The organism is Frigoribacterium sp. VKM Ac-1396, from assembly GCF_015350895.1.
Classification (GTDB): Bacteria; Actinomycetota; Actinomycetes; order Actinomycetales; family Microbacteriaceae; genus Frigoribacterium.
In genome coordinates this window covers 1,030,174-1,053,794 of sequence record NZ_JADKSD010000001.1, presented here as the reverse complement: position 1 = coordinate 1,053,794, position 23,621 = coordinate 1,030,174, and the positions used below count along the sequence as shown (strand labels likewise).

At 71.2% G+C, this 23,621-nt stretch carries 23 protein-coding genes; 13 read left to right on the top strand and 10 right to left on the bottom strand.

Features of this window, described 5'->3' with window-relative positions:
- Nucleotides 1–27: 27 nt before the first annotated feature.
- From ITJ55_RS04865 to ITJ55_RS04850, 4 genes are all read right to left on the bottom strand, one after another.
- Complete coding sequence (locus ITJ55_RS04865; RefSeq protein ID WP_194594316.1) at nucleotides 28–732, bottom strand: GNAT family N-acetyltransferase; 705 nt, start codon at nucleotides 730–732, stop codon at nucleotides 28–30.
- 2 nt (nucleotides 733–734) lie between these two features.
- Complete coding sequence (gene trpS, locus ITJ55_RS04860) at nucleotides 735–1,739, bottom strand: tryptophan--tRNA ligase (protein ID WP_194594315.1); 1,005 nt, start codon at nucleotides 1,737–1,739, stop codon at nucleotides 735–737.
- 64 nt (nucleotides 1,740–1,803) lie between these two features.
- Entirely contained in the window at nucleotides 1,804–2,649 is an 846-nt protein-coding gene (locus ITJ55_RS04855) for an exodeoxyribonuclease III (protein WP_194594314.1), read from the bottom strand.
- Nucleotides 2,650–2,659: 10 nt separating this feature from the next.
- On the bottom strand, nucleotides 2,660–3,820 hold the full coding sequence (locus ITJ55_RS04850) for a YihY/virulence factor BrkB family protein (protein ID WP_194594313.1): 1,161 nt from the start codon (nucleotides 3,818–3,820) through the stop codon (nucleotides 2,660–2,662).
- Between the two features lie 175 nt (nucleotides 3,821–3,995).
- Between ITJ55_RS04850 and ptsP the strand changes: the two genes are divergently transcribed.
- Nucleotides 3,996–5,645, top strand: a complete 1,650-nt coding sequence (gene ptsP, locus ITJ55_RS04845) for a phosphoenolpyruvate--protein phosphotransferase (RefSeq protein ID WP_370544017.1) — start codon at nucleotides 3,996–3,998, stop codon at nucleotides 5,643–5,645.
- A 62-nt stretch (nucleotides 5,646–5,707) separates the two neighbouring features.
- On the opposite strand, the gene ITJ55_RS04840 is transcribed toward ptsP, so the two are convergent.
- Nucleotides 5,708–6,451, bottom strand: a complete 744-nt coding sequence (locus ITJ55_RS04840) for a hypothetical protein (RefSeq protein ID WP_194594311.1) — start codon at nucleotides 6,449–6,451, stop codon at nucleotides 5,708–5,710.
- 188 nt (nucleotides 6,452–6,639) lie between these two features.
- Between ITJ55_RS04840 and ITJ55_RS04835 the strand changes: the two genes are divergently transcribed.
- Both ITJ55_RS04835 and ITJ55_RS04830 read left to right on the top strand, forming a co-directional pair.
- Complete coding sequence (locus ITJ55_RS04835) at nucleotides 6,640–7,755, top strand: DUF6177 family protein (RefSeq protein WP_194594310.1); 1,116 nt, start codon at nucleotides 6,640–6,642, stop codon at nucleotides 7,753–7,755.
- A complete protein-coding gene (locus ITJ55_RS04830; protein WP_194594309.1) occupies nucleotides 7,755–8,102 on the top strand; it encodes a hypothetical protein in 348 nt (115 codons plus the stop codon). Before ITJ55_RS04835 ends, ITJ55_RS04830 begins: the two co-directional genes overlap by 1 nt.
- Before the next feature lie 88 nt (nucleotides 8,103–8,190).
- On the opposite strand, the gene ITJ55_RS04825 is transcribed toward ITJ55_RS04830, so the two are convergent.
- The 5 genes from ITJ55_RS04825 to ITJ55_RS04805 all read right to left on the bottom strand — a co-directional run bounded on the left by ITJ55_RS04825 (nucleotide 8,191) and on the right by ITJ55_RS04805 (nucleotide 13,044).
- Nucleotides 8,191–8,946 carry a succinate dehydrogenase iron-sulfur subunit gene (locus tag ITJ55_RS04825; protein WP_043594421.1) on the bottom strand — a complete coding sequence of 252 codons (756 nt, stop codon included), beginning with the start codon at nucleotides 8,944–8,946 and terminating at the stop codon, nucleotides 8,191–8,193.
- Nucleotide 8,947: 1 nt separating this feature from the next.
- Nucleotides 8,948–10,756: a succinate dehydrogenase flavoprotein subunit gene (gene sdhA / locus ITJ55_RS04820; RefSeq protein WP_056257602.1), complete on the bottom strand. Its 1,809-nt coding sequence runs from the start codon at nucleotides 10,754–10,756 to the stop codon at nucleotides 8,948–8,950.
- Nucleotides 10,757–10,814: 58 nt separating this feature from the next.
- Complete coding sequence (gene sdhD / locus ITJ55_RS04815; protein WP_056257598.1) at nucleotides 10,815–11,264, bottom strand: succinate dehydrogenase, hydrophobic membrane anchor protein; 450 nt, start codon at nucleotides 11,262–11,264, stop codon at nucleotides 10,815–10,817.
- 4 nt (nucleotides 11,265–11,268) lie between these two features.
- Nucleotides 11,269–11,721 carry a succinate dehydrogenase, cytochrome b556 subunit gene (gene sdhC, locus ITJ55_RS04810; protein WP_082059901.1) on the bottom strand — a complete coding sequence of 151 codons (453 nt, stop codon included), beginning with the start codon at nucleotides 11,719–11,721 and terminating at the stop codon, nucleotides 11,269–11,271.
- 180 nt (nucleotides 11,722–11,901) lie between these two features.
- Nucleotides 11,902–13,044 (bottom strand): glycosyltransferase family 1 protein, encoded by a 1,143-nt coding sequence (locus tag ITJ55_RS04805; RefSeq protein WP_194594308.1) that lies wholly within the window; start codon nucleotides 13,042–13,044, stop codon nucleotides 11,902–11,904.
- Between the two features lie 96 nt (nucleotides 13,045–13,140).
- Here ITJ55_RS04805 and ITJ55_RS04800 point away from each other — a divergent pair, with 96 nt between their 5' ends.
- The 10 genes from ITJ55_RS04800 to ITJ55_RS04755 all read left to right on the top strand — a co-directional run bounded on the left by ITJ55_RS04800 (nucleotide 13,141) and on the right by ITJ55_RS04755 (nucleotide 23,610).
- Nucleotides 13,141–14,259: a mannose-1-phosphate guanylyltransferase gene (locus tag ITJ55_RS04800; protein ID WP_194594307.1), complete on the top strand. Its 1,119-nt coding sequence runs from the start codon at nucleotides 13,141–13,143 to the stop codon at nucleotides 14,257–14,259.
- 213 nt (nucleotides 14,260–14,472) lie between these two features.
- On the top strand, nucleotides 14,473–15,558 hold the full coding sequence (locus ITJ55_RS04795) for a BMP family protein (RefSeq protein ID WP_194594306.1): 1,086 nt from the start codon (nucleotides 14,473–14,475) through the stop codon (nucleotides 15,556–15,558).
- Nucleotides 15,559–15,715: 157 nt separating this feature from the next.
- A complete protein-coding gene (locus ITJ55_RS04790) occupies nucleotides 15,716–17,236 on the top strand; it encodes an ABC transporter ATP-binding protein (protein ID WP_194594305.1) in 1,521 nt (506 codons plus the stop codon).
- On the top strand, nucleotides 17,233–18,507 hold the full coding sequence (locus ITJ55_RS04785; RefSeq protein WP_194594304.1) for an ABC transporter permease: 1,275 nt from the start codon (nucleotides 17,233–17,235) through the stop codon (nucleotides 18,505–18,507). The genes ITJ55_RS04790 and ITJ55_RS04785 overlap by 4 nt, the downstream gene beginning before the upstream one ends.
- Nucleotides 18,504–19,793: an ABC transporter permease gene (locus tag ITJ55_RS04780; protein ID WP_194594303.1), complete on the top strand. Its 1,290-nt coding sequence runs from the start codon at nucleotides 18,504–18,506 to the stop codon at nucleotides 19,791–19,793. Before ITJ55_RS04785 ends, ITJ55_RS04780 begins: the two co-directional genes overlap by 4 nt.
- Nucleotides 19,790–20,227 (top strand): cytidine deaminase, encoded by a 438-nt coding sequence (locus ITJ55_RS04775; RefSeq protein ID WP_194594302.1) that lies wholly within the window; start codon nucleotides 19,790–19,792, stop codon nucleotides 20,225–20,227. The genes ITJ55_RS04780 and ITJ55_RS04775 overlap by 4 nt, the downstream gene beginning before the upstream one ends.
- An 83-nt stretch (nucleotides 20,228–20,310) precedes the next feature.
- On the top strand, nucleotides 20,311–21,606 hold the full coding sequence (locus ITJ55_RS04770) for a thymidine phosphorylase (RefSeq protein ID WP_194594301.1): 1,296 nt from the start codon (nucleotides 20,311–20,313) through the stop codon (nucleotides 21,604–21,606).
- Between the two features lie 134 nt (nucleotides 21,607–21,740).
- Complete coding sequence (locus ITJ55_RS04765; RefSeq protein ID WP_194594300.1) at nucleotides 21,741–22,862, top strand: adenosine deaminase; 1,122 nt, start codon at nucleotides 21,741–21,743, stop codon at nucleotides 22,860–22,862.
- A gap of 2 nt (nucleotides 22,863–22,864) precedes the next feature.
- Nucleotides 22,865–23,311, top strand: coding sequence for a PTS sugar transporter subunit IIA (locus ITJ55_RS04760; RefSeq protein WP_194594299.1), 447 nt, complete (start codon nucleotides 22,865–22,867; stop codon nucleotides 23,309–23,311).
- Between the two features lie 26 nt (nucleotides 23,312–23,337).
- Nucleotides 23,338–23,610, top strand: a complete 273-nt coding sequence (locus tag ITJ55_RS04755; RefSeq protein ID WP_043594402.1) for a PTS sugar transporter subunit IIB — start codon at nucleotides 23,338–23,340, stop codon at nucleotides 23,608–23,610.
- The last annotated feature ends 11 nt before the right edge of the window (nucleotides 23,611–23,621 follow it).

The window sequence follows — 23,621 nt, the reverse complement described above, 5'->3', positions numbered from 1 at the left end:
GCAGTTCGCGATCGATCGCGTCGGTGCTCACGGGGCCTCCGGGAGGGAACGGTCGCGCGCGAGGGCGTGCGGGGAGGGGGACGGTCGCCCGTCGCCTTCGACGGCGCCGGTGACGGAGTCAACGCCAACCGTGCCGCGGTATTCCACCGGCCCGTTCGCCTCGGCGCCCGGACCGCCCAGAGCAGGCCAGCCCGGCCGGGTCGACCGCTCGTCACCCGGCCGGAGCCGGGCCTTCCAGCAGAGGGGATGACCGCCGTCGCGACCGGGGTGCAGACCCGGGCCGACCCCCTGGTAGGTGAATCCGACGTGGCGGGCCACGGCGGCCGAGGCGTCGTTGCCGACGTAGCCCTCCCAGAAGAGCTCTCGCAGCCCTCCGCCCTCGAAGGCCCAGTCGGCCACCAGGCCGAGGGCCTCGGTCATCAGGCCCTGCCCCCGCGAGGCGGGAGCCGTCCAGAAACCCACGTCGGACGATCGCAACCGCACGCTGATGACTCCTTCGAGCAGGCCCGACCCCGGGCGGCGCAGCCCCCAGGTGAACTCTCGGCCGGTGGCCCAGCCGTCGTCGACGATCCGGCGGAGGAAGAAGTCGGCGTCCGACCGGTCGTACGGCACGGGCACCGTCGTGAACCGGCGGAGGGTCTCGTCGCGGCAGGCGTCGACGATGGCGGGCACGTCGGCCGCGCTCGGCGCCAGCAACTCGAGGGTCGGTGACGCGAGCACGAACGGCAGCACGGTCAGGCCTTGCGGACGAAGCCGATGCGGTCGTACACGGTGTCGATCGTGACCTGGGCGATCTCGTTCGCCCGGTCGGCGTTGACCGCGAGGATGCGGTCGAGCTCGGCCGGGTCGTCGAGCAGTTCGAGGGCTCGGGCGCGGACGGGTGAGAAGGTCTCGACGACGGCCTCGGCGGTGTCTTTCTTGAGGTCGCCGTAGCCACGACCGGCGTAGCGCTCTTCGAGGTCGGCCACGCTGTCGCCCGAGAACGACGACAGGATGGTGAGCAGGTTCGAGACGCCGGCCTTGGCGCCGCGGTCGAAGCGGATCTCGCGCTCGGCGTCGGTGACGGCCGACTTGATCTTCTTGGCGGTGCGGCTCGGCTCGTCGAGCATCCACACGACGCCCGAGTCGGACGTCGCCGACTTGCTCATCTTCGACTCGGGGGACTGGAGGTCGTAGATGCGCGCCGATTCTTTCTGGATGGTCGCCTCGGGCACGACGAACGTCTCGCCGAAGCGCGAGTTGAACCGGGTGGCGAGGTCGCGGGTCAGCTCGACGTGCTGGCGCTGGTCGTCGCCGACCGGCACCGTCTCGGCCTGGTAGAGCAAGATGTCGGCGGCCATCAGCGTGGGGTAGGCGAACAGGCCGAGCGAGGCCGCGTCGGACCCCTGCTTGGCCGCCTTGTCTTTGAACTGGGTCATGCGGCTGGCCTCGCCGAAGCCGGTCAGCGTGTTGAGCACCCAGGCCAGCTGGGTGTGGGCCGGCACGTGCGACTGGATGAACAGGGTCGACTGCGACGGGTCGATGCCCGCCGCGATGTACTGCGCGGCCGTCCCGCGAATCTGTGCCTGGAGGGCTGCCGGGTCTTGCGGGACGGTGATGGCGTGCAGGTCGACGACGCAGAAGAGGGCGTCGTGCGTCGTCTGGAGGGACTTCCATTGCTGGAGGGCTCCGATGTAGTTGCCGACGTGGAGGGAGTCGGCGGACGGCTGCATTCCGGAGAAGAGGCGGGGCTTGGTCATGTGGTCCTCGGTGGGGTGGTGCGAGACAGGTGGTGCGAGACGGGAGGCGGCGGCGCTTCGCCGGTCAGAGGCGGTAGTCGACCACGACGGGCGCGTGGTCGGACCACCGCTGGTCGTAGGCGGCGGCACGGTCGACGACGTAGTGCTCGACGGTGTCGGCGAGCGCAGGGGTCGCCAGCTGGTAGTCGATGCGCCAGCCGGTGTCGTTGTCGAAGGCCTGGCCGCGCCAGGACCACCACGAGTAGGGCCCCTCGACCTCGCCGGCGGAGCGTCGGCCGACGTCGACCCAGCCGAGCCCCTCGCCACCGGTGCCGTCGACCGTCTCGACCTGCTCGCCCGCCGGCCCGAGGAGCCGGTCGAAGTACGACCGCTCGCGGGGCAGGAACCCGGCGCGCTTCACGTTGCCCTTCCAGTTCTTGATGTCGAGCTCGCGGTGCCCGACGTTGAGGTCGCCGGTGACCACCGAGAGCTCGTTGTGCGCCGCGAGCTCGGGCAGCCTCGCCGACATGGCGTCGAGGAACTTCCATTTCTCGTCTTGCTTGGGGGTGTCGACCTCGCCCGAGTGGACGTAGGTGCTGACCACGGTCACGACGGTGCCGTCGATCTCGTAGTCGGCCTCGAGCCAGCGACCGGCGCTGTCGAAGTCGTCGGGGCCGAGCTCGACCCGGTGCACGTGGGCGGCGCCCCGGCTGGCGATGGCGACGCCGGCCCGGCCCTTGGCCGTCGCCGGGTCGTGCACGACGTTCCACTCGGGGCCGAGCAGGCCCTCGAGGTCGTCGGTCGACGCCCGCACCTCTTGCAGCGTGAGGATGTCGACGTCGCGTGTCGAGAGCCAGTCGCCCATGCCCTTGCGGAACGCGGCGCGGACGCCGTTGACGTTGACGGTGGCGAGACGGAGGCGCGTGGACATGAGCTCCAGACTAGCGGCGGGCACCGTCACCGGGGCCGACCGGGGGGCCGGTGGGCGGGACGTCGGGCGGGTCTCCCGGGCGGACCGCCCGCAGCGACCGCGCGAGCAGGCCGCGGGCGCCGGTGACGAGACGGCCTCGACGTGACCGGCCCCGCGCCTCCTCGGCCAGGCGGTCCTCTTCGAGGCGGCGCAGGCGCTCGGCCTCTTGATGCGGGTCGGCGTGCACGCCGAGGTCGTCCATGCCGACGGCGATCCAGCCGGCACTGAGCAACAGCACCTGGCAGAGCAGGTTGATCACGATCAGCAGTCCGACGATCGCCGCGAAGGAGGCCACCAGGGGGTTCGAGCCCGTGGCGCGCAGCACGACGCCACCGACGAGCGTCAGTGAGACGAAGCCGGCCGCCCCGATGACGGCCCCCGAGAGGAGGCGCCGGAAGGGGATGTGCAGCCCGGCCAGCACGCGGAAGAGCACGGCCAGCACCGCCGTCTCGAAGACGAAGACGAGCAGCACCCCGACCACGCGCTGGGTCGTCTCGCCGAGGACCGACCGGACCGGGACGCCGGCGCCGGCCAGCAGGCCCGAGACCGCCGAGGTGCTCAGCAGCGAGAGCGTCGCCGAGACCACGACGGCCGCACCGAAGGCGAGCCCGAGTCCGAGGTCGCGCACGATCAGCCGGCCCAGGGGCGTGACCGGCTGCGGCGCACGGAACACGATGCGCACGCAGTCGCGCATGCTGCCGAGCAAGGTGACCGACGACGCGAGCAGGCCGACGAGGGCCACGGCGCCGGTCCAGCCGAACACCGAGGCGTCGAGCAGCAGCTCGGGGTCGACGACGCCCGTGCCGTCGGCGTCCTGGATCAGGCCCGGCACGGCCGACCGGATGAAGACGATCAGCTCGTCGCGCAGCAGCTCGTCGCCCGAGACGACGAAGCCCGCGACCGAGAAGCCGACCCAGAGCGCCGCGAAGAGGGCGAAGAGCGCCTGGTAGGTCAGGCCCGCCGCCAGCAGGGGCCCCTTCGACGTCAGGTGCCGGGCCAGCACCCGGGTCGGTCGCGACCCGACGACGCGCGACCCGGCCTGCCGGGCGCGCCCGGACGGGCCGACGGCCGAGGAGGCGCGGGTCGCCCCGCCCGGGTCGGGCGTCGGCTCTCGGGTCCACGGCGCGCGCATGGGTCCAGGGTACGGGGGCGCGAGCCCCGGTCCGGGGTGCCCGGACCGAGGCCGCGGACACCCCCGTGACGCACACCGACCGGACGCCCGGGCGTTCCGTCTACGATGGACCGACCGTGAGCGTGCCCGGCGTCCTGCCGCACGTCTCCACCATCGAGACTCGAAGAGGTTCACCGTGGCACTACAGGGCGTTGGCGTCGGACGTGGAGTGGCCGTCGGCCCCGTCAAGAAGATGCCCGATCCGCTGCCCGAGCCGGGCACCGAGCCCCGGACGACCGACGCCGCCCTCGAGTACGACGGCGTGCTCAAGGCCCTGTCGGCCGTCGCGGCCGACCTCACCGCACGCGGCGAGAAGGCCGGCGGCGAGGCGAAGGAGGTCCTCGACGCGCAGTCGCTGATGGCCCAGGACCCCACGCTCACCGACGACGTGAAGGCCCGCATCGACGACGGCCGCACGGGCGAGCGCGCGGTGCACGAGGCGTTCGCCGCCTTCCAGGACCTCCTGATCGGCATGGGCGGTTACATGGCCGAGCGCGCGACCGACCTCGGTGACGTCGCCCAGCGCGTCATCGCCTCGCTGCGCGGCGTCCCCGCACCGGGCGTGCCCGAGAGCGACACCCCCTTCGTGCTCGTCGCCCCCGACCTCGCGCCGGCCGACACCGCCCTGCTCGACCTCGACAAGGTGCTCGCCCTCGTCACCCGAGACGGCGGCCCGACCTCGCACACGGCCATCCTCGCCCGGTCGAAGTCCATCCCCGCGATCGTCGGCGTGACCGGTGCCCTCGACCTCGTCGACGGCACGGTCGTCGTCGCGGACGCGGCGAGCGGCGTGGTCACGGTCGACCCGTCGTCCGACGAGGTCGCCGAGGCGGAGAAGCGCATCGCCGACCGTGCGGCCGCGGCCGCGGCGCCCCTGACCGAGGGTGCCCTCGCCGACGGCCACGCCGTCCCGCTGCTCGCCAACCTGGGCGCGCCGGCCGAGGCCGCGGGCGCGATCGAGCTCGGTGCCGAGGGCGTCGGCCTGTTCCGCACCGAGTTCCTCTTCCTCGGCAACTCGTCCGCCCCGACCGTCGAGAGCCAGACCAGCAGCTACACCGCCCTGCTCGAGGCGTTCCCCGGCAAGAAGGTCGTCGTGCGCGCCCTCGACGCCGGCGCCGACAAGCCGCTCAGCTTCTTGAACGACGCCCACGAGGAGAACCCCGCCCTCGGCCTGCGCGGCCTGCGGGCGCTCCGGGTCAAAGAAGACATCCTGCGCGACCAGTTGACCGCCCTGGCGGCGGCGCAGGCCGCGACGACCGCCGATCTCTGGGTCATGGCCCCCATGGTCAGCGACGCCGAAGAGACCGAGTACTTCGTCACGCTCGGCCGCGAGCTCGGGCTGAAGACCGTCGGCGTGATGGCCGAGGTGCCGTCGCTCGCCGTGCTGGCCGACCAGATCTTCGCCAGTGCCGACTTCGTCAGCGTCGGCACGAACGACCTCACCCAGTACACGATGGCGGCCGACCGCATGCTCGGCTCGGTGGCGTCGTACCAGGACCCGTGGCACCCGGCCGTGCTGCGCCTGGTCAAGTCGCTGGGCGACGCCGGAGCAGCGGCGGGCAAGCCCGTCGGCATCTGCGGTGAGGCCGCGGCCGACCCGCTGTTGGCCGTCGTGCTCGTCGGCCTCGGGGCGACGACCCTCTCGATGACGCCGGCCGCGCTCGCCGACGTCCGACTCGAGCTGTCGCGCTACACGCTCGAGCAGGCACGCGAACTCGCGACCGCCGCCGTGGCGGCGACCACCGCCGCCGGGGCTCGCGCAGCGGCCGAGGCCGTCACCGTCTGAGTCCGGGCGGCCCCGCCGAGGGGCCGCCTCGATCCGCTCGCGGGCTGATAAGCGGGTGCCGATCAGCGGGCGCCGATCTCCGCTCGACGATCGTCCAGGTGGTCGGCGAGCTCGCCCCAGGCCACGACCGCGTCGCGGATCGCGGCGGCCGCGTCGTCGTCGAGCACGGACACGAGACCCCGCGGGTCGTCGACCAGCACGAGCGCGCTCGACCGCGACAACACGGCGTACGACGACGACCGGTCACCGACCGGGGCGTTCGTCCCCCGCAGCTCGAGGTGCAGCCGTCCCGACGACCGCGTCAGGCGCGCCCGCACCGGGTCGCCGTCCGACGCGAAGAACTCGGCCAGCGCCTCCCGGTCGTCCGAGAGGACGTCGCGCTCCCAGCCGGTCTCGGCGAGCCGGGAGTCGGCGCCGGCGACGGACTGCCACAGCACGACCGACCGCTCGGTCGGCGAGGCTCCGGGGCGGAGGCCGAACCGCGCCTCCAGGTTGTCGGCGACGGCGGCCGCGACCGCGGCACGGTCGACCGACGGTGGCGGGTCGAGCCTCTCGACGACCACCGAGACGACGGCGTCCAGCTCGCGGGGCCAGGTCGAGACGCGCGTCTCGTCGAGCAGCCGGTCGTGCTCGCCCGAGGTCAGGGCCTTCTCGACGAGTTCGTCGAGTCGGGCCAGGGCTCGACCCATCTCGCGCTCGGCGGACGGACGGACGGGCGGCCGCGTGCGGAGGGCGGCGGCGAAGGCACGACGGCGTTCTCGCTGGTCGTCGGGCCGCTCGCCGTTGCGGTACGGGCGCCGTCTCACGAGATCGGACGGGGGACGGCCGCGGGGAGCCGTCGGTCGAGACGTCGGACGTCGTCCATGGCGGGCCTCTCGGGGTCGGTGGCGATGACGGTGACCCAGCCTAGGCCGCGCGGGCTGCGCCGGGCCGCGCAGGTCCGAGTCGGCCGTGCATCCGGTCACCGCGGCCCGCCACGGAGCAGACTCTACGGGTGGGCACCCCTATCCGACACCCGTTGGTCGACGCGATCTCGTCGCGAGCGGTCCGTGTCGACAGCAGGGCCCGCGTCGTCCGACTCAGCCGTCCGCTCGCCGACCTCCTCGGTCGGCCCGCGTCGGGGCGCCGGGTGGTGCTCGTCACCAACGAGCGGTCGCGGCTCACCGTCGGCCTGCGGGCCGCCCTGGTCGCCGCCGGGGGAGTCTGGGCGGTCCACGACGACGCCGACCGGCTCCGCGACGGGCTCACGGGCGTGCCCTACGACGACGTCGACGCGGCGGCCACCGAGGTCGACGCGTCGGTCGTCGACGTGCCCGCCGCCGAGCGGCTGCCGGTCATCGCGGACGCCGTCGACACCACCTGCCAGCTGAGCGTCGACCTCACCGTGCTACATCGTGCCTCGCACGACACGAGCCTGGGAGGCGCGCTCGAGACCCTGGCGGCGGCCGCCTCGGGCTCCGTCCCGACCCGGTGGGGAGCGACCGAGCCGCTCGCCCACGCCTGGGACCGCTGGGTCCTCACCCAGCACGCCCGTCATCAGGCCCCCGAGACGGTCCGGGTCGTCGTCGAGGGTCCGCACCTGTCGGCGACCGTCACGGCCCGGGTCACCGACCACGGCATCGAAGAGACCACGGCCGTGACGATCGACGTGACCGACGGGTCGCTCGACGAGGCGATCGCCCGACTGACCGACGCCCTCGCCGAGATCGCCCGCTCGTCGCTGCCCACCTTCGCGCTGGTCATCGCCCGCGAGGGCGAGTCCGACCGGTGCGTCCGAGCCGTCACGTACCCGCCGCCCAACCCGGTCGCACTGCTGATCGGGGCCCCGTCGGTGCGACGCCTCGGCCTCGAGCGCTCGACGTTGGACGCCGAACGCCCCGTCGTCGTCGTCGGGCGTCCGAAGCTCCCGGCGTACGTCGTCCCCCTGGGGGACGCCGGCACCTCCGGCTGGAACGCCCTGCACCGCACCCTCGAGGCCGTGGGGCCCGAGCGGCTCGCGCAACTCGTCGCCAGCCCGTTGCTGCAGGCGTGGGAAGAAGACCTGCACGAACTCGACCTGCTGCACGAGAGTTCGCTCGAGGGCGACGGCCCCGTCGAGGACGAGGACTGATGCCCCGCGACATCACCATCTTGAGTCCGCACGTCTACGACCAGCTCGACCTCGTCAGCGCGGCCCGTGCCGTCGACGACTCGCTGGGCGTCCGCGAGATCGACGGGGGTGACGCCCTCCAGGTGTTCGCGGCGGGTGGGGTGCCCCTGCTGACGGTCTACCAGGCCGCCGAGCTGACCGAGGCGGGCGAGATCGACCGATTGCTTCCCGACCCGCCCACGGTGCGCCTCCCGGTCTTCTGGATCGACGCCGTCGCCCCGATGGGCGACGAGGGGGAGGCCGGTGTCTCGGTCGCCCTGCGTCTGGCACTGGCCCTCGAGGCCGCGTGCATCGTCGAGGACGACTGACTCGACGAGGACGACCGATTCGACGAGGACGAACGACGAGGGCCCGACCACCAGGTGGTCGGGCCCTCGTCCGTGGTCGGCAGGGTGGTCAGGCGCGTCCGCGCAGCACGGCCTGCTTGACCTCGGCGATGGCCTGGGTCACCTGGATGCCGCGAGGGCACGCCTCGGTGCAGTTGAAGGTGGTGCGGCAGCGCCAGACGCCCTCTTTGTCGTTGAGGATGTCGAGGCGTACCTGGGCACCCTCGTCACGCGAGTCGAAGATGAAGCGGTGGGCGTTGACGATCGCCGCGGGCCCGAAGTACTGGCCGTCGGTCCAGAAGACCGGGCAGCTCGAGGTGCACGCGGCGCAGAGGATGCACTTCGTGGTGTCGTCGAAGCGCTCGCGCTGGGTGGCGCTCTGCAGACGCTCCTTCTCTGGCTTCGACGATGCCATCAAGAACGGCTGGATCTCGCGGTACGACTGGAAGAAGGGCTCCATGTCGACGACGAGGTCCTTCTCCAGGGGCAGGCCCTTGATGGCCTCGACGTAGATCGGCTGCGAGATGTCGAGGTCCTTGATGAGGGTCTTGCAGGCCAACCGGTTGCGGCCGTTGATGCGCATGGCGTCGGAACCGCAGACGCCGTGGGCGCACGAGCGACGGAAGGTCAACGAACCGTCTTGCTCCCACTTGATCTGGTGCAGGGCGTCGAGCACGCGGTCGGTCGGCAGCACCTGGACGTCGAAGTCCTGCCAGCGGGGCTCGTCGTCGACCTCCGGGTCGAATCGCCGGATGATGAGGGTGGCCGTGAACGTCGGGACGGCGTCGGAGCCCTGGGGCTTGTTCTCGAGGACAGCGGTGCTCATGTCAGTACTTCCGTTCCATCGGCTGGTAGTTCGTGATCACGACGGGCTTGGTGTCGAGGCGGATGTGGTCGCCCGCCAGGGACGAGTGCGCGTCGCCGGTCAGGTACGCCATCGTGTGGACGAGCCAGTTCTCGTCGTCGCGGGTGGGGTAGTCCTCTCGGAAGTGCCCGCCGCGGCTCTCTTGGCGCGACCTCGCCGAGTACACGACGACCTCGGCCAGGTCGAGCAGGAACCCCAGCTCGATCGCCTCGAGCAGGTCGGTGTTGAACCGCTTGCCCTTGTCTTGCACCGAGATGTTCTTGAACCGCTCACGCAGGTCGGCGATCACGTGGGTGACCTCGTCGAGGGTCTCTTCGGTGCGGAACACCTGGGCGTTGCGGTCCATGCTGTCTTGCAGCTCTTTGCGCAGCGTGGCGATGCGCTCGGTGCCGGTCGCGGCGCGGACGTCTTCGACGAGGCCGCGGACGAAGGCGGCCGGGTCGTCGGGCAACGGCACGAAGGGGGCGTCCTTGACGAATTCGACGGCGTTGTTGCCGGCGCGCTTGCCGAAGACGTTGATGTCGAGCAGCGAGTTCGTGCCGAGACGGTTCGAGCCGTGCACGCTGACGCACGCGCACTCGCCGGCGGCGTAGAGGCCCGGCACGACGGTGGTGTTGTCGCGGAGCACCTCGGCCTTGACGTTGGTCGGGATGCCACCCATGGCGTAGTGCGCCGTGGGCAGCACGGGCACGGGCTCGGTGTAGGGCTCGACGCCGAGGTAGGTGCGGGCGAACTCGGTGATGTCGGGCAGCTTGGCGTCGATCACCGCCGGGTCGAGGTGCGTGATGTCGAGGTAGACGTAGTCCTTGTGCGGGCCGGCCCCGCGGCCCTCTCGGATCTCGGTCGCCATGCAGCGGGCGACGATGTCGCGCGGCGCCAGGTCTTTGATGGTGGGGGCGTAGCGCTCCATGAAGCGTTCGCCCTCGCTGTTGCGGAGGATGGCGCCCTCACCGCGGGCCGCCTCGCTCAGCAGGATGCCGAGGCCGGCCAGGCCGGTCGGGTGGAACTGGAAGAACTCCATGTCTTCGAGGGGCAGGCCCTTGCGCCAGATGATGCCCACGCCGTCACCCGTCAGGGTGTGCGCGTTGGACGTCGTCTTGTAGATCTTGCCGAAGCCACCCGTGGCGAAGATGACGGCCTTGCCCTGGAAGACGTGCAGGTCGCCGGTCGAGAGCTCGTAGGCGATGACGCCTGCGGGGCGTTCTTCTCCGTCGATCTCGCCCATGATCAGGTCGAGGACGTAGAACTCGTTGAAGAAGTTGATGCCGTGCTTGACGCAGTTCTGGTACAGCGTCTGCAAGATCATGTGACCGGTGCGGTCGGCGGCGTAGCAGGCCCGTCGGACGGGGTTCTTGCCGTGCTCGGCCGTGTGCCCGCCGAAGCGGCGCTGGTCGATCTTGCCCTCGGGCGTGCGGTTGAACGGCAGGCCCATGTTCTCGAGGTCGAGGACGGCGTCGATGGCCTCTTTCGCGAGGATCTCGGCCGCGTCCTGGTCGACGAGGTAGTCGCCGCCCTTGACGGTGTCGAAGGTGTGCCACTCCCAGTTGTCGTCCTCGACGTTCGCGAGGGCAGCCGCCATGCCGCCCTGGGCGGCGCCGGTGTGCGAACGCGTCGGGTAGAGCTTCGAGATGACCGCCGTGCTGGCGTTCGGGCCGGCCTCGATGGCCGCTCGCATGCCCGCACCCCCGGCCCCGACGATCACGATGTCGTGCTGGTGGTAGTGGACGCCGTCGACGACGGTGCTGGCGGAGGCGGGGGAGGGTGTGGTCACGGTTCTTTCCGGTGGGGGACGTGCGGCCGGGGGCCGGAGCGGGCGGTGGGCCGGGAGGTCAGCCGGCGGTGCAGAACGACGGCAGCAGGTCGGCCGGGGCGTTCGCGGGGCACGGGTCGAAGGTGTAGATCACGAGGGTGCCGAGCACGAGCAGGACGGCCGTCGACACGAGCAGCGTGACGAGCAGCACCTTGCGGACGGTCGGCTTCGAGACGTAGTCGTTCACGATCGTCCGCATGCCGTTGGTGCCGTGGATCAGTGCGAGCCAGAGCAGCAGGGTGTCGTACACCTGCCAGAAGGGGCTGGCCCATTTGCCCGCGACGAAGGCGAAGTCGATGGCCTTGACGCCGCCCTCGCTCGCCAGCAGGTTGATGAAGAGGTGGCCGAACACGAGCACGACGAGCAGCAGGCCGCTGGCGCGCATGTAGATCCAGCCCCACTTCTCGTAGTTGGTGGAGCGCTGGGCCGTGCGGGCCGAGCGCGGGGCTTCGACGGTCTGGGTGGTCATGGCTCTACTCCGAGAAGACGTTCATCAGGTGGCGCGGCGCGAAACCGGCGAACAGGACCACGGCGAGGCCGATGACGATCCAGAACATGACGCGCTGGTACTTGGTGCCCGGGCCCCAGAAGTCGATCAGGATGATCCGCAGGCCGTTCAGGGCGTGGAACAGGATCGCGGCCACGAGACCGGTCTCGCCGAGCCCCATGATCGGGTTCTTGTACGTGCCGATCACCGCGTTGTACGCCTCGGGGCTGATGCGCACGAGGGCGGTGTCGAGGATGTGCACGAGCAGGAAGAAGTAGATGCTCACGCCGGTGATGCGGTGCAGCACCCACGACCACATGCCCTCACGACCGCGGTACAGGGTGCCCGCGATCTTGCCGGGCGCCTTGGGCGCGCTGATCTTCGGTGCACCCGGTCTGCCTGCCGGTGATGCGACCGTTCCCGTCGACTGCTCGGCCATGAGCACTTCTCCTCGCGGATGGGGCGGATGCGCTCTCACTCGGTCGGTACGAGGGACAGCCGTGTCCGCTGGTGGCGTTCTCAGAACCCGTCCAGTCTACGTTCCCGGCGAGACGGGCCGCGGCCCCGCCCCGCCGAAGTCGTTCGACGTCGAGACAAGAGGGGCCATCGGGCCCGCGGGTCAGCGGACGGAGGCGCGCTCGGCACCGTCGCGGACGCTCGCCGTCGCCCGTCGGTAGTGCTCGACCAGCTCGTCGCCGAGGGCCTCCCACGTGCGTCCGACGACCGCGCGCCTCCCGGCCTCGCCGAACCGGGCCCGCAGCTCGTCCGACTCGACCAGGGTGCGCACGGCGCGCCTCAGCGAGTGGTCGTGACGTGGGTCGAAGAACAAGCCGTCGACGCCGTGGCGCACCAGGTCGAGGGGGCCGCCGGCGGCCGGGGCGACGACGGGCAGCCCGCTGGCGTGTGCCTCCTGCACGGTCTGCCCGAAGGTCTCGGTCGTCCCGGTGTGCACGAAGACGTCGAGGGCCGCGTACGCGTCGGCGAGCTGGTCACCGTGCAGGGGGCCCGTGAAGACCGGGTCGAGGTGTCGCAGGCGTCGGCGGAGGGCGGGCAGCGACGGCCCGCCGCCGACGACGACGAGCCGGGCCGCGCGCACCGGTCGCAGGGCGGCGAGCCGTTCGACCTGCTTCTCGGGTGCCAGGCGGCCCACGTAGCCCACGAGCACCTGGTCGGGTGCTCCCCACCACCCGCGGAGCGCGCGGACGGCCTCGCCGGCCTTCCGGTTGGGGTGGAACAGGGTCGAGTCGACACCGCGACCCCACGTCTCGAGTCGGCGGACGCCCGCCGTCTCGAGGTCGTGCAAGGAGGCGCGCGACGGGACCAGCGTCGTCGTCGCCTGGTCGTGGATGCGGCGGACGAGCCGCCAGGCGACGGCCGAGCCGAGCCCGAGGCCGTTGGCCCCCGCGTACCGGGCGACGTCGGTCTGGAACACCGCGACCGAGGGCACGCCGAGGCGGGCGGCGGCGGCGATGGCCTGGGCCCCGAGCAGGAACGGCGACGCGACGTGGACCACGTCCGGCCGGAAGCCGGCGATGGCGGCCGCGACCTGCGGGTTCGGCAACCCCACGGGGAACTGGCGGTAGGCCACCGAGGGCACCCGGTGCACGGGGAAGCCCGCGTAGCTCGTCGTGCCCCGTCCGGCCGGCGCGATGACGAGGGCCTCGTGCCCTCGTCGGGCCAGGTGGTCGAGCACGCGCAACACGCTGGTGGTGACCCCGTTGACGGTGGGCAGGAAGCTCTCGGTCACGATCACGACTCGCATCGGTCCTCCTCGGACTGCTCGTGCTGCGAGCATCACCGGCGACGGTGGCGCGAGGGGATCGGCGGAATGGAGGAGGGGCGTCGATAAGGTGAACGCATGACGATCCAGGAAAGCCTCGACCGGTTCTACAGCATCATCCCCGCCGGTGGCATCGGGTCGCGTCTCTGGCCGCTCAGCCGTGCCGACGCGCCCAAGTTCTTGCACGACCTGACCGGCAGCGGCTCGACGCTGCTCCGAGGCACGTGGGACCGCCTGGCGCCGCTGAACGGCGACCAGCGCATCATGGTCGTCACCGGTCGTGCGCACCGGGCCGCGGTCGAGTCGCAGCTGCCGGGCCTCGCCGACCACAACGTGGTCCTCGAGAGCGAGCCGAAGGACAGCACCGCCGCGATCGGCCTCGCGGCGGCCGTCCTCCGCCGTCGCGAGCCGGACGTCATCATCGGGTCGTTCGCGGCCGACCACGTCATCGCCGACACCCGGGGCTTCACCCGTGCCGTCCGCGAGGCCATCGTCGCGGCCGACGAGGGCTACATCGCGACCATCGGCATCACCCCCACCGAACCCGCCATCGGGTTCGGCTACATCCACGTCGGTTCGCCGCTGCACATCGAGGGCGCGCCCAGCGCTCGGACGGTCGAGTCGTTCGTCGAGAAGCCCGACCTCGAGACGGCCGAGCGGTACGTCTCGGGCGGCGACTACCTCTGGAACGGCGGCATGTTCATCGCGCGCGCCGACCGGCTGCTCGAGCAGCTCGGCGAGACCAGCCCCGAGCTCCTCGCCGGCATCGAAGAACTGGCCGAGGCCTGGGACACCCCGCGCCGTGGTGCCGTGGTCGACAGGGTCTGGCCGGGCCTGCAGAAGATCGCCATCGACTACACGGTGGCCGAGCCGGCCGCGGCCTCCGGCCGCCTGGCCGTCGTGCCGGGCGACTTCGACTGGGACGACGTCGGCGACTTCGCCTCGATCGCCAAGCTCCACGCCGGCGGCCGCAAGAGCGACCTGGCGATCCTCGGCGAGAACGCCCGGGTGCTGGCCGACAGCTCGAGCGGCATCGTCGTGGCGAACAGCGGACGCCTCATCTCGTTGATCGGGGTCAACGACATCATCGTCGTCGACACCCCCGACGCCCTGCTCGTCACCACGACGGCCAACGCCCAGCGGGTGAAGGGCGTCGTCGACGCCCTGAAGCTCAGCGGCCGCAGCGACGTCCTCTGACCGCTCGGCTCCGGCCGCCGACGGGCAGCCGACGGGCAGCCGACGGGCCGCCGACGGGCCCCCGAGGTTTCGCGTTCGTTACGTCGTGGTCGCGACTGTGTAACGCCTCGGCATCACTAGCACCCGACGGTCATCGGCGCTCGTCACAGTAGGTAACCTGTCAGCCATACCCACCCGGCGCGCCTCGTGCCGGGCTGCACCCTGGAGGACAACTTGACTACAACTGCGCGCAAGGCCGTGCTCAGCGGCCTCGCCCTGGCGAGCACCGCCGTCATCCTGGCCGGCTGTGCCTCGGCCCCCGAGAGCGGCTCTGGTTCGACCAGCGGCGCCTCGAGCGACTTCGTCCCTTGCATGGTCTCCGACGCCGGCGGCTTCGACGACAAGTCGTTCAACCAGCTCGGCTACGAAGGTCTCAACGAGGCGGCCGACACCATCGGTGCGACGCCGAAGACCGTCGAGTCGGCCGACGAGACCGTCTACGACGCCAACCTGTCCAACCTCGCCGACCAGGGCTGCAACCTGATCGTCACGGTCGGCTTCGCGCTGGCCGACGCCACGAAGGCGGCCGCCGAGGCGAACCCGAACATCAACTACGCCACCATCGACGACGCGTCGATCACCGCCGACAACGTGCAGCCGATCACGTTCAACACCTCCGAGGCCGCGTTCCTCGCGGGCTACGCGGCCGCCAGCTACTCGAAGACCGGCGTCGTCGGCACCTTCGGCGGCATGCAGTTCCCGACCGTCACGATCTTCATGGACGGCTTCGCGGACGGCGTGAAGTACTACAACGAGCAGAAGAGCGAAGACGTGAAGGTCGTCGGCTGGGACGTCGACTCGCAGAACGGCACCTTCACCGGTGGCTTCGAGGCGGGCACCACGGCCAAGCAGAGCGCCCAGACGCTCATCGACCAGAACGCCGACGTGATCCTGCCGGTCGGCGGTCCGATCTACCAGAGCGCCGCCGAGGCGATCCGCGACTCCGGCAAGGACGTCGTCCTGGTCGGCGCCGACAGCGACACCTACGAGACCGACACGGCCAACGCCGACCTGTTCCTCACCTCGGTGCTCAAGGGCATCAAGCAGGCGACCGACGCGGTCGTCACGCAGGCCAGCGAGGACCAGTTCTCGAGCACCCCGTACGTGGGCACCCTCGAGAACGACGGCGTCGGCATCGCGCCGTTCCACGACTACGCCGACAAGGTCGACGGTGGCCTGCAGGACGAGCTCGACACGATCAAGGCCGGCATCATCGACGGTTCGATCACGGTCGAGTCGCCCTCTGCCCTGACGAGCTGACGAGCGCACCTCCCGTCATCGATTAGCATCGACTGACCCAGGGCCGGGAGCGACGGTCACCCCGTCGCTCCCGGCCCTCTCAACGCCCGTGGGCGGGCCGCCGACCCGGCGCCGCCCGACCCCACCCGAATGCCTAGACCCGAGGTAGCCACCTGAGATGAAGCTCGAACTGCGGGGCATCACCAAGCGATTCGGCGCACTGACCGCCAACGACCACATCAGCCTGACCGTCGAACCGGGCGAGATCCACTGCCTCCTCGGTGAGAACGGCGCCGGCAAGTCCACGCTGATGAACGTGCTCTACGGCCTGTACCAGGCCGACGAGGGCGACATCCTGCTCGACGACGCCGTCCAGCACTTCTCCGGCCCGGGCGACGCGATGGGCGCCGGCATCGGCATGGTGCACCAGCACTTCATGCTCGTCCCCGTCTTCACCGTCGCCGAGAACGTCATGCTCGGTCACGAAGAGACCAAGGCCGGTGGTCGCCTCGACCTCGCCGCGGCCCGCGCGAAGGTGCGCGAGATCAGCGGTCGGTTCGGTTTCGACATCGACCCCGACGCCCTCGTCGAAGAGCTGCCCGTCGGCGTCCAGCAGCGCGTCGAGATCATCAAGGCCCTCTCGCGTGACGCGAAGGTGCTCGTGTTCGACGAGCCCACGGCCGTCCTCACCCCGCAAGAGACCGACGAGCTGATGGTCATCATGCGTCAGCTGCGTGACGCGGGCACCGCGATCGTCTTCATCACCCACAAGCTCCGCGAGGTCCGCGAGGTCGCGACGCGCATCACCGTCATCCGCCTCGGCAAGGTCGTCGGCGAGGCCGAGCCGAGTGCCTCGAACGCCGAGCTCGCCTCGCTCATGGTCGGCCGCGCCGTCGAGCTGACCGTCCAGAAGGCGCCGGCCGAGGCCGGTGGTCCCGCCCTCGTCGTCGAGAACCTGCGGGTCGTCGACCCCATCGGGCAGGTCGTCGTCGACGACGTCTCGTTCGAGGTCCGTCGAGGCGAGATCCTCGCCATCGCGGGGGTCCAGGGCAACGGCCAGACCGAGCTGACCGAGGCCATCCTCGGCCTCCAGCCCCGGGTCGAGGGCCGGGTGTCGCTCGACGGACGCGACATCACGGGCCGAAGCGTCCGCCAGGTGCTCGACGCCGGCGTCGGCTTCGTCCCCGAGGACCGCAACCAGGACGGCCTCGTCGGCGAGTTCACCGTCGCCGAGAACCTCATGCTCGACCGGTCGCAGTCCGGTCCGTTCGTGAAGCGCGGGTCGCTCAGGCTGTCCGAGCTCGCGGCGTTCGCGGTCGCCAAGGTGAAGGAGTTCGACATCCGGACCCAGGGCATCACCACACCGGCCGGCCGTCTCTCGGGGGGCAACCAGCAGAAGGTCGTCCTGGCGCGTGAGCTCAGCCGCGACCTCCGGCTCTTCGTCGCGGCCCAGCCCACCCGCGGCATCGACGTGGGCTCGATCGAGTTCGTGCACAAGCGCATCGTCGAGACCCGCGACCAGGGCGTCCCCGTCATCGTCGTCTCGACCGAGCTCGACGAGGTCGCCGCCCTGGCCGACCGCATCGCCGTGATGTACCGCGGCACCATCGTCGGCATCGTGCCGGCGGACACCCCCCGCGACGTGCTGGGGCTCATGATGGCCGGCGAGATGCCGCACGGAACGGAGCAGGCAGCGTGACCGACGCCACGACCACCACGCAGGGGCCGGGCACCCCACCCGCCCCGTCGGCACCGGAGTCGACCGAGGGACGCGGCTCGCGCCTCCTGAGGGAGATCACGACCGGCAACGCCGCCATCTCGGTGCTCGCCGTCGTGCTCGCGCTCGTCGTGTCCGGCCTGCTGATCGGCTTCACCGACACGACCGTCCAGGGCACCCTGGGCTACTTCTTCTCGCGGCCGGCCGACTTCTTCCAGGCGTTCTGGGCGTCGGTCGGCGGGTCGTACTCGTCGCTCTTCCAGGGCGCGGTCTACAACTTCCGGGTCGACGGCTTCGCGGCGGGCATCCGCCCCCTGACCGAGACGCTCAACTACGCCGTGCCCCTCATCGCCGCCGGTCTCGGCGTCGCCGTGGCGTTCCGCGTCGGCCTGTTCAACATCGGTGCCCGCGGTCAGATGCTGATGGCGGCGGCGGCCGCCGGCTGGGTGGGCTTCTCGTTCCACCTGCCGCTGGCGCTCCACCTGCCGCTCGCCCTCGCGGCCGGCATCGCCGTGGGTGCGCTCTGGGGTGGCATCGTCGGTCTGCTCAAGGCCCGCACCGGTGCCCACGAGGTGATCCTCACGATCATGCTCAACTACATCGCCTTCTACCTGCTGGCCTTCATGCTGCGGACGCAGGGCCTGTTGCAGGCGCCCGGCAGCGCGAACCCGAAGTCGCCGGCGACGCTCGACACGGCGATCCTGCCCGACCTGTTCGGCTCGCGGTACAACCTCAACTGGGGCTTCGTGCTCGTCATCGTGATCACGGCGGTCGTCTGGTGGCTGATCAACCGGTCGACGCTGGGCTTCCGGTTCCGGGCCGTGGGCGAGAACCCGCACGCCGCACGCACGGCGGGCATGAACGTCAAGAACATCTACCTCTACGCGATGCTCATCTCGGGTGCCCTCGCGGGCGTCGCGGGGTCGACCCAGGTGCTCGGCACGCTGACCAGCGGCTTCACCTCGGGCATCGACGCGGGCATCGGCTTCGACGCCATCACCGTGGCGCTGCTCGGTCGGTCCCGGCCGTGGGGCGTGTTCGGCGCCGGCGTCCTGTTCGGCGCGCTCAAGGCCGGCGGCTACTCGATGCAGGCGGCGAACGGCGTCCCGATCGACATCGTGCTCGTCGTGCAGTCCCTCATCGTGTTGTTCGTGGCCGCGCCCCCGCTGGTCCGAGCGATCTTCCGTCTGCCGGCCCCGGGCCTCCGCCCGGTGCGCAAGGCCTCGAACAAGGAGGCGGTGGTCACCAAGTGAGCACGCTCACCCCCGACGCCGCGGTCCCCGCCGCACCGTCGCCCGACCTGGCCCGGGCCTCGACCCGCAGCCTCAAGGCCCCGATCGCCTTCGCGATCTTCACGCTCATCGCGGCGGTGCTGTTCATCGGCCTGGCCCGTGAGGGCGAGAGCACGTTCCGGCTCTCGACCGCGACGGACTTCTTCGCCCTGCCCGACGCCGTCCTCCCGTCGACCGTCACCGGCGTCGTGCTGACGGTGCTGCTCGCCGTGGTCACCGTCGTCGCGGTCCTCCGCGCGGTGCGCTTCGAGAAGGTGCCGATCTGGTTGGTCGCCGTCTTCGGCGTGCTCTTCCTGCTGGGCTTCCTCACCTGGGCGAGCGCCGGCCAGACGATCCCGGTGCCAGGTCTGCTGCTCGGTGCTCTCGCGCTCAGCACGCCGCTGATCTTCGGCGCGCTGGGCGGCGTGATCAGCGAGCGCGTGGGCGTCGTCAACGTCGCGATCGAGGGGCAGCTGCTGGCCGGCGCCTTCGTCTCGGCGATGATCGCCTCGGCGACCGGATCGGCCTACGTCGGCCTGATCGGCGCGATGATCGCCGGCGTGCTGGTCTCGATGGTGCTCGCGGTCTTCAGCATCCGCTACATCGTCGACCAGGTCATCGTCGGCGTCGTGCTCAACGTGCTGGTGACCGGCCTGACGAGCTTCTTGTACTCGCAGGTGCTCTCGAAGTCCGAGTCGCTGAACCGCGGCGTGCGCTTCCCGCAGCTCGACGTCCCGGTCCTCAGCCAGATCCCGATCGTCGGGCCGGTCTTCTTCCGGCAGACGATCATCGTGTACCTCATGTACGTCGCGATCGCGGTCGTCTTCTACGGGTTGTTCCGCACCCGGTGGGGGCTGCGCCTCCGCTCGGTCGGCGAGCACCCGCAGGCGGCCGACACCGTGGGCATCAAGGTCAACGCCACCCGCTTCTGGAACGTCTCGCTCGCGGGGGCCATCGCCGGTCTCGGCGGTGCGTACTTCACCCTCGGCTCGCTCGGCAACTTCCAGAAAGAGATGACGGCAGGCGCGGGCTTCATCGCCCTGGCGGCGGTCATCTTCGGCCGCTGGGACCCCATCCGGGCCACGCTCGCCGCGCTGCTGTTCGGCTTCGCGAGCAACCTGCAGAACGTGCTCGGGGCCATCGGCTCGCCGGTGCCCAGCGAGTTCATGCTCATGCTGCCGTACGTCGTGACGATCTTCGCGGTCGCCGGCCTGGTCGGGCAGTCCCGGGGCCCCGCGGCCTCCGGCAAGCCGTACATCAAGTCGTGACGGGCCGCAGCAGCGCGTCGGTCGTCGCCGAGACCGACTGGGACGCCCTCCGCGAGGCCGCGAGGGCCGCCATGCGCAAGGCATACGTGCCCTACTCGAAGTTCCCCGTGGGGGCTGCGGCCGTCACCGACGACGGCCGCGTCGTCTCGGGCTGCAACGTCGAGAACGCCTCGTACGGCATCACCCTCTGCGCCGAGTGCTCACTGGTGTCCGACCTCGTCATGTCGGGTGGCGGCCGCCTGGTCGCCTTCGCCTGCGTCGACGGCAACGGCGGGGTGCTGATGCCCTGCGGTCGCTGCCGGCAGCTGCTCTACGAACACTCCGACGAGGCCATGGTGCTCGACACCGTCTCGGGCTTCAAGACCATCGACGAGGTCATCCCCGACGCGTTCGGGCCGCGGCAGCTCGAGGCGTACCGCGCCTCGCAGGGCTGACCCGCGCCTCCTCGTCCGTCCCGGTCGCGACCCCGTGGTCGCGCCGTCGCACCACCCATCGCACCACCGCTAGGAGCCCCACCGTGACCCAGAACGCCGTCGAACCCTTCGACACCGTCGACCTCATCCGCGTCAAGCGGGGCGGGGACGCCCTCAGCACCGAGCAGATCGACTGGCTGATCGACGCGTACACCCGGGGCTACGTCGCCGACGAGCAGATGTCGGCGCTGACCATGGCGATCTTCTTGAACGGCATGGAGCGCCGCGAGATCCGCGACATGACGATGGCGATGATCCGATCGGGCGAGACGATGGACTTCGCCGGGCTCGGCAAGACGACCGTCGACAAGCACTCCACGGGTGGGGTCGGCGACAAGATCACCCTGCCGCTCGCCCCCCTGGTGGCCTCGTTCGGCGTCGCCGTGCCGCAGCTCTCGGGTCGTGGCCTCGGCCACACCGGCGGCACGCTCGACAAGCTCGAGTCGATCCCGGGGTGGCAGGCGTCGATCTCGAACGAGCGCATGCGCGAGATCATGGCCGACAGCGGGGCCGTGGTCTGCGCCGCGGGTTCGGGCCTCGCCCCCGCCGACGGCAAGCTGTACGCCCTGCGCGACATCACGGGCACGGTCGAGGCCATCCCGTTGATCGCGTCGTCGATCATGAGCAAGAAGATCGCCGAGGGCACGGCGGCCCTCGTGCTCGACGTCAAGTTCGGCTCGGGCGCCTTCATCCAGGACATCGAGCGCTCGCGTGAGCTGGCCCGCACCATGGTCGACCTCGGCACCGACGCCGGCGTCGCGACCACGGCGCTGCTCACCGACATGAACGTGCCGCTCGGCCTGACCATCGGCAACGCCCTCGAGGTCCGCGAGTCGGTCGAGACCCTCGCCGGCGGCGGTCCCGCCGACATCCGCGAGCTGACGGTCGCCCTCGCCCGCGAGATGCTGACCCTCGCGGGCCGGCCCGACGCCGACGTCGAGGCCGCCCTCGACGACGGTCGTGCGATGGACGCCTGGAAGCGCATGATCCGTGCCCAGGGCGGCGACCCCGACGCGGCGCTGCCCACGGCCCGCGAGACGCACGTGGTGACGGCCGCGAGCAGCGGCTACCTGACCGAGCAGCACGCGCTGCCGTTCGGCATCGGTGCCTGGCGCCTCGGTGCCGGTCGCGCCCGCAAGCAGGACCCGGTGCAGGCCGCCGCCGGCATCGAGCTGCACGCCAAGCCCGGCGACCGCGTCACCGAGGGGCAGCCGCTCTTCACGCTGCACACCGACGAGCCCGGCCGCTTCGAGCGTGCGCTCGAGGCCGTCGACGGCGCCTGGACGATCGGCGACGAGGCCCCTGCGGCGCGCACCATCGTCGCCGAGCGCGTCGGCTGACCCCGCCGCGCCCGAGGCCCCGAGCCGGCACCCCGCCTCCGCCCAGGAGGCGCGGTGCCGGTTCGCGACGCCCGCGCACCCGTCTCGTGGCGCGCGTCCAGAGTCGTCGCCCGGACCGCTAGTAGATTGGGGGCATGAGCGCTCCCGACAAGGACTACCGACTGCCGAACGGGGGCCCGCGCCTCGCGGCCCTGCCCAAGGTGTCGTTGCACGACCACCTCGACGGGGGCCTCCGACCCGAGACGATCGTCGAGCTGGCCCGCGAGGCCGGCGTCGAGCTGCCCGCCTCCGAGCCCGAGGCGCTGCGCCGCTGGTTCGTCGAGGCCGCCGACTCCGGCAACCTGGTCGACTACCTGGCGACCTTCGAACTGACCGTCGCCGTCATGCAGACCGCCGACCAGCTCACCCGCGTCGCCCACGAGTTCGTCCTCGACCTGGCCGCCGACGGGGTCGTCCACGCCGAGGTCCGCTGGGCCCCCGAGCAACACCAGCGTCAGGGGCTCACGCTCGACCAGGCCGTCGAGGCGGTGCAGGCGGGCTTCACGTCGGCGGTGGCCTCGCTGGCGGCCGACGGCTACGAGATCTCGGTCGGCCAGATCCTCAGCGCCCTGCGTCACGAGGGTCGCTCGCTCGAGATCGCTCAGCTCGCCGTCCGCCACCGCGAGACGGGCGTGCTGGCCTTCGACATCGCCGGGCCCGAGGCCGGGTACCCGGCCGCCGACCACCGGGTCGCCTTCGACCTGCTGGCCCGCGAGTTCATGCCGGTCACCGTGCACGCGGGCGAGGCCGACGGTCTCGACAGCATCCGCGGCGCCCTCATCGACGGGCGGGCCCTGCGCCTCGGTCACGGCGTCCGCATCGCCGAAGACATCCGCGTGGTCGCGAGCAAGGGCGCGGCGACCACGGTCGAGATCGGGCCGGTCGCGTCGTGGGTGCGCGACCGCGAGATCCCGCTCGAGCTGTCGCCCCAGTCGAACCTGCAGACCGGAGCGATCGCGGCCTGGGGCACCGACCTCGACGACCACCCGTTCGACCTGCTCTACCAGCTCGGCTACGGCGTGACGGTGAACACCGACAACCGCCTGATGAGCGACACGAGCCTGTGCAAAGAGCTCGCCCTGCTCAGCCAGGCGTTCGACTACGACCTCGACGACCACGAGACGTTCCAGCTCAACGCCGCCGCGTCGTGCTTCCTGCCCCTCGAAGAGCGCGAGGCGCTGGCCGACCGCATCACGGCCGGCTTCGAGGGGGCCTGACCATGTCGCTCCCTCCGCTGCCCGACGAAGCCGTCGTGATCGGTGCCCGCGTCGCCGACTGGCGTGAGGCCGTGCACGTCGCCGGTCGGGCCCTGGTCGACTCGGGCGCGGCCCACGAGGGCTACGGCGACGAGATGGTCCGCATGATCGACGAGCACGGCCCCTACGTCGTCATCGCCCCGGGGCTGGTGCTCGCGCACGCCCGCCCCGGTGACGCCGTCGTGCGTGACGGGCTGGCGGTCGTCACCCTGGCCGAACCGGTGCCGTTCGGGCACCCGCACAACGACCCGGTCAGCGTCGTGCTCGGCCTCGCGATCGTCACCGTCGGCGGTCACCTCGAGTCGATCGCCGACCTCGCGAACGTCTTCAACGAGGCCTCCGTCATCCCCGCCCTCGCGGCCGCCACCTCGGTCGACGAGGTGCGTCGGCTGATGGGCGTCCCCGCCTGATCCGCCCTCGACAGATCGAGACCCCCATGAAGATCGTCACCATCTGCGGCGCCGGCATCGGCAGCAGCGGAATCCTCAAGGTCAACGCCGAGCGCGTCCTGGCCAAGCTCGACATCGAGGCCGACGTGGTCGCGGCCGACATCGGCTCGATCGCGTCCGTCGGCGACGACGCCCAGGTCATCCTCACCTCGGCCGAGTTCGTCGAGGCCATCGGGTCGACCTTCGCCGACGTCATCGTCATCCAGAACCACTTCGACCAGGCCGAGCTCACCGAGAAGCTGCAGAAGTCGCTCGGCTGAGTCGCCGACGT

Coding starts and splice junctions, on each gene's coding strand:
- trpS (WP_194594315.1), bottom strand. CDS start 1,739: ATGACCAAGCCCCGCCTCTTCTCCGGAATGCAGCCGTCCGCCGACTCC.
- ITJ55_RS04855 (WP_194594314.1), bottom strand. CDS start 2,649: ATGTCCACGCGCCTCCGTCTCGCCACCGTCAACGTCAACGGCGTCCGC.
- ITJ55_RS04850 (WP_194594313.1), bottom strand. CDS start 3,820: ATGCGCGCGCCGTGGACCCGAGAGCCGACGCCCGACCCGGGCGGGGCG.
- ITJ55_RS04830 (WP_194594309.1), top strand. CDS start 7,755: ATGCCCCGCGACATCACCATCTTGAGTCCGCACGTCTACGACCAGCTC.
- ITJ55_RS04825 (WP_043594421.1), bottom strand. CDS start 8,946: ATGAGCACCGCTGTCCTCGAGAACAAGCCCCAGGGCTCCGACGCCGTC.
- sdhD (WP_056257598.1), bottom strand. CDS start 11,264: ATGACCACCCAGACCGTCGAAGCCCCGCGCTCGGCCCGCACGGCCCAG.
- sdhC (WP_082059901.1), bottom strand. CDS start 11,721: ATGGCCGAGCAGTCGACGGGAACGGTCGCATCACCGGCAGGCAGACCG.
- ITJ55_RS04805 (WP_194594308.1), bottom strand. CDS start 13,044: ATGCGAGTCGTGATCGTGACCGAGAGCTTCCTGCCCACCGTCAACGGG.
- ITJ55_RS04800 (WP_194594307.1), top strand. CDS start 13,141: ATGACGATCCAGGAAAGCCTCGACCGGTTCTACAGCATCATCCCCGCC.
- ITJ55_RS04790 (WP_194594305.1), top strand. CDS start 15,716: ATGAAGCTCGAACTGCGGGGCATCACCAAGCGATTCGGCGCACTGACC.
- ITJ55_RS04765 (WP_194594300.1), top strand. CDS start 21,741: ATGAGCGCTCCCGACAAGGACTACCGACTGCCGAACGGGGGCCCGCGC.
- ITJ55_RS04760 (WP_194594299.1), top strand. CDS start 22,865: ATGTCGCTCCCTCCGCTGCCCGACGAAGCCGTCGTGATCGGTGCCCGC.
- ITJ55_RS04755 (WP_043594402.1), top strand. CDS start 23,338: ATGAAGATCGTCACCATCTGCGGCGCCGGCATCGGCAGCAGCGGAATC.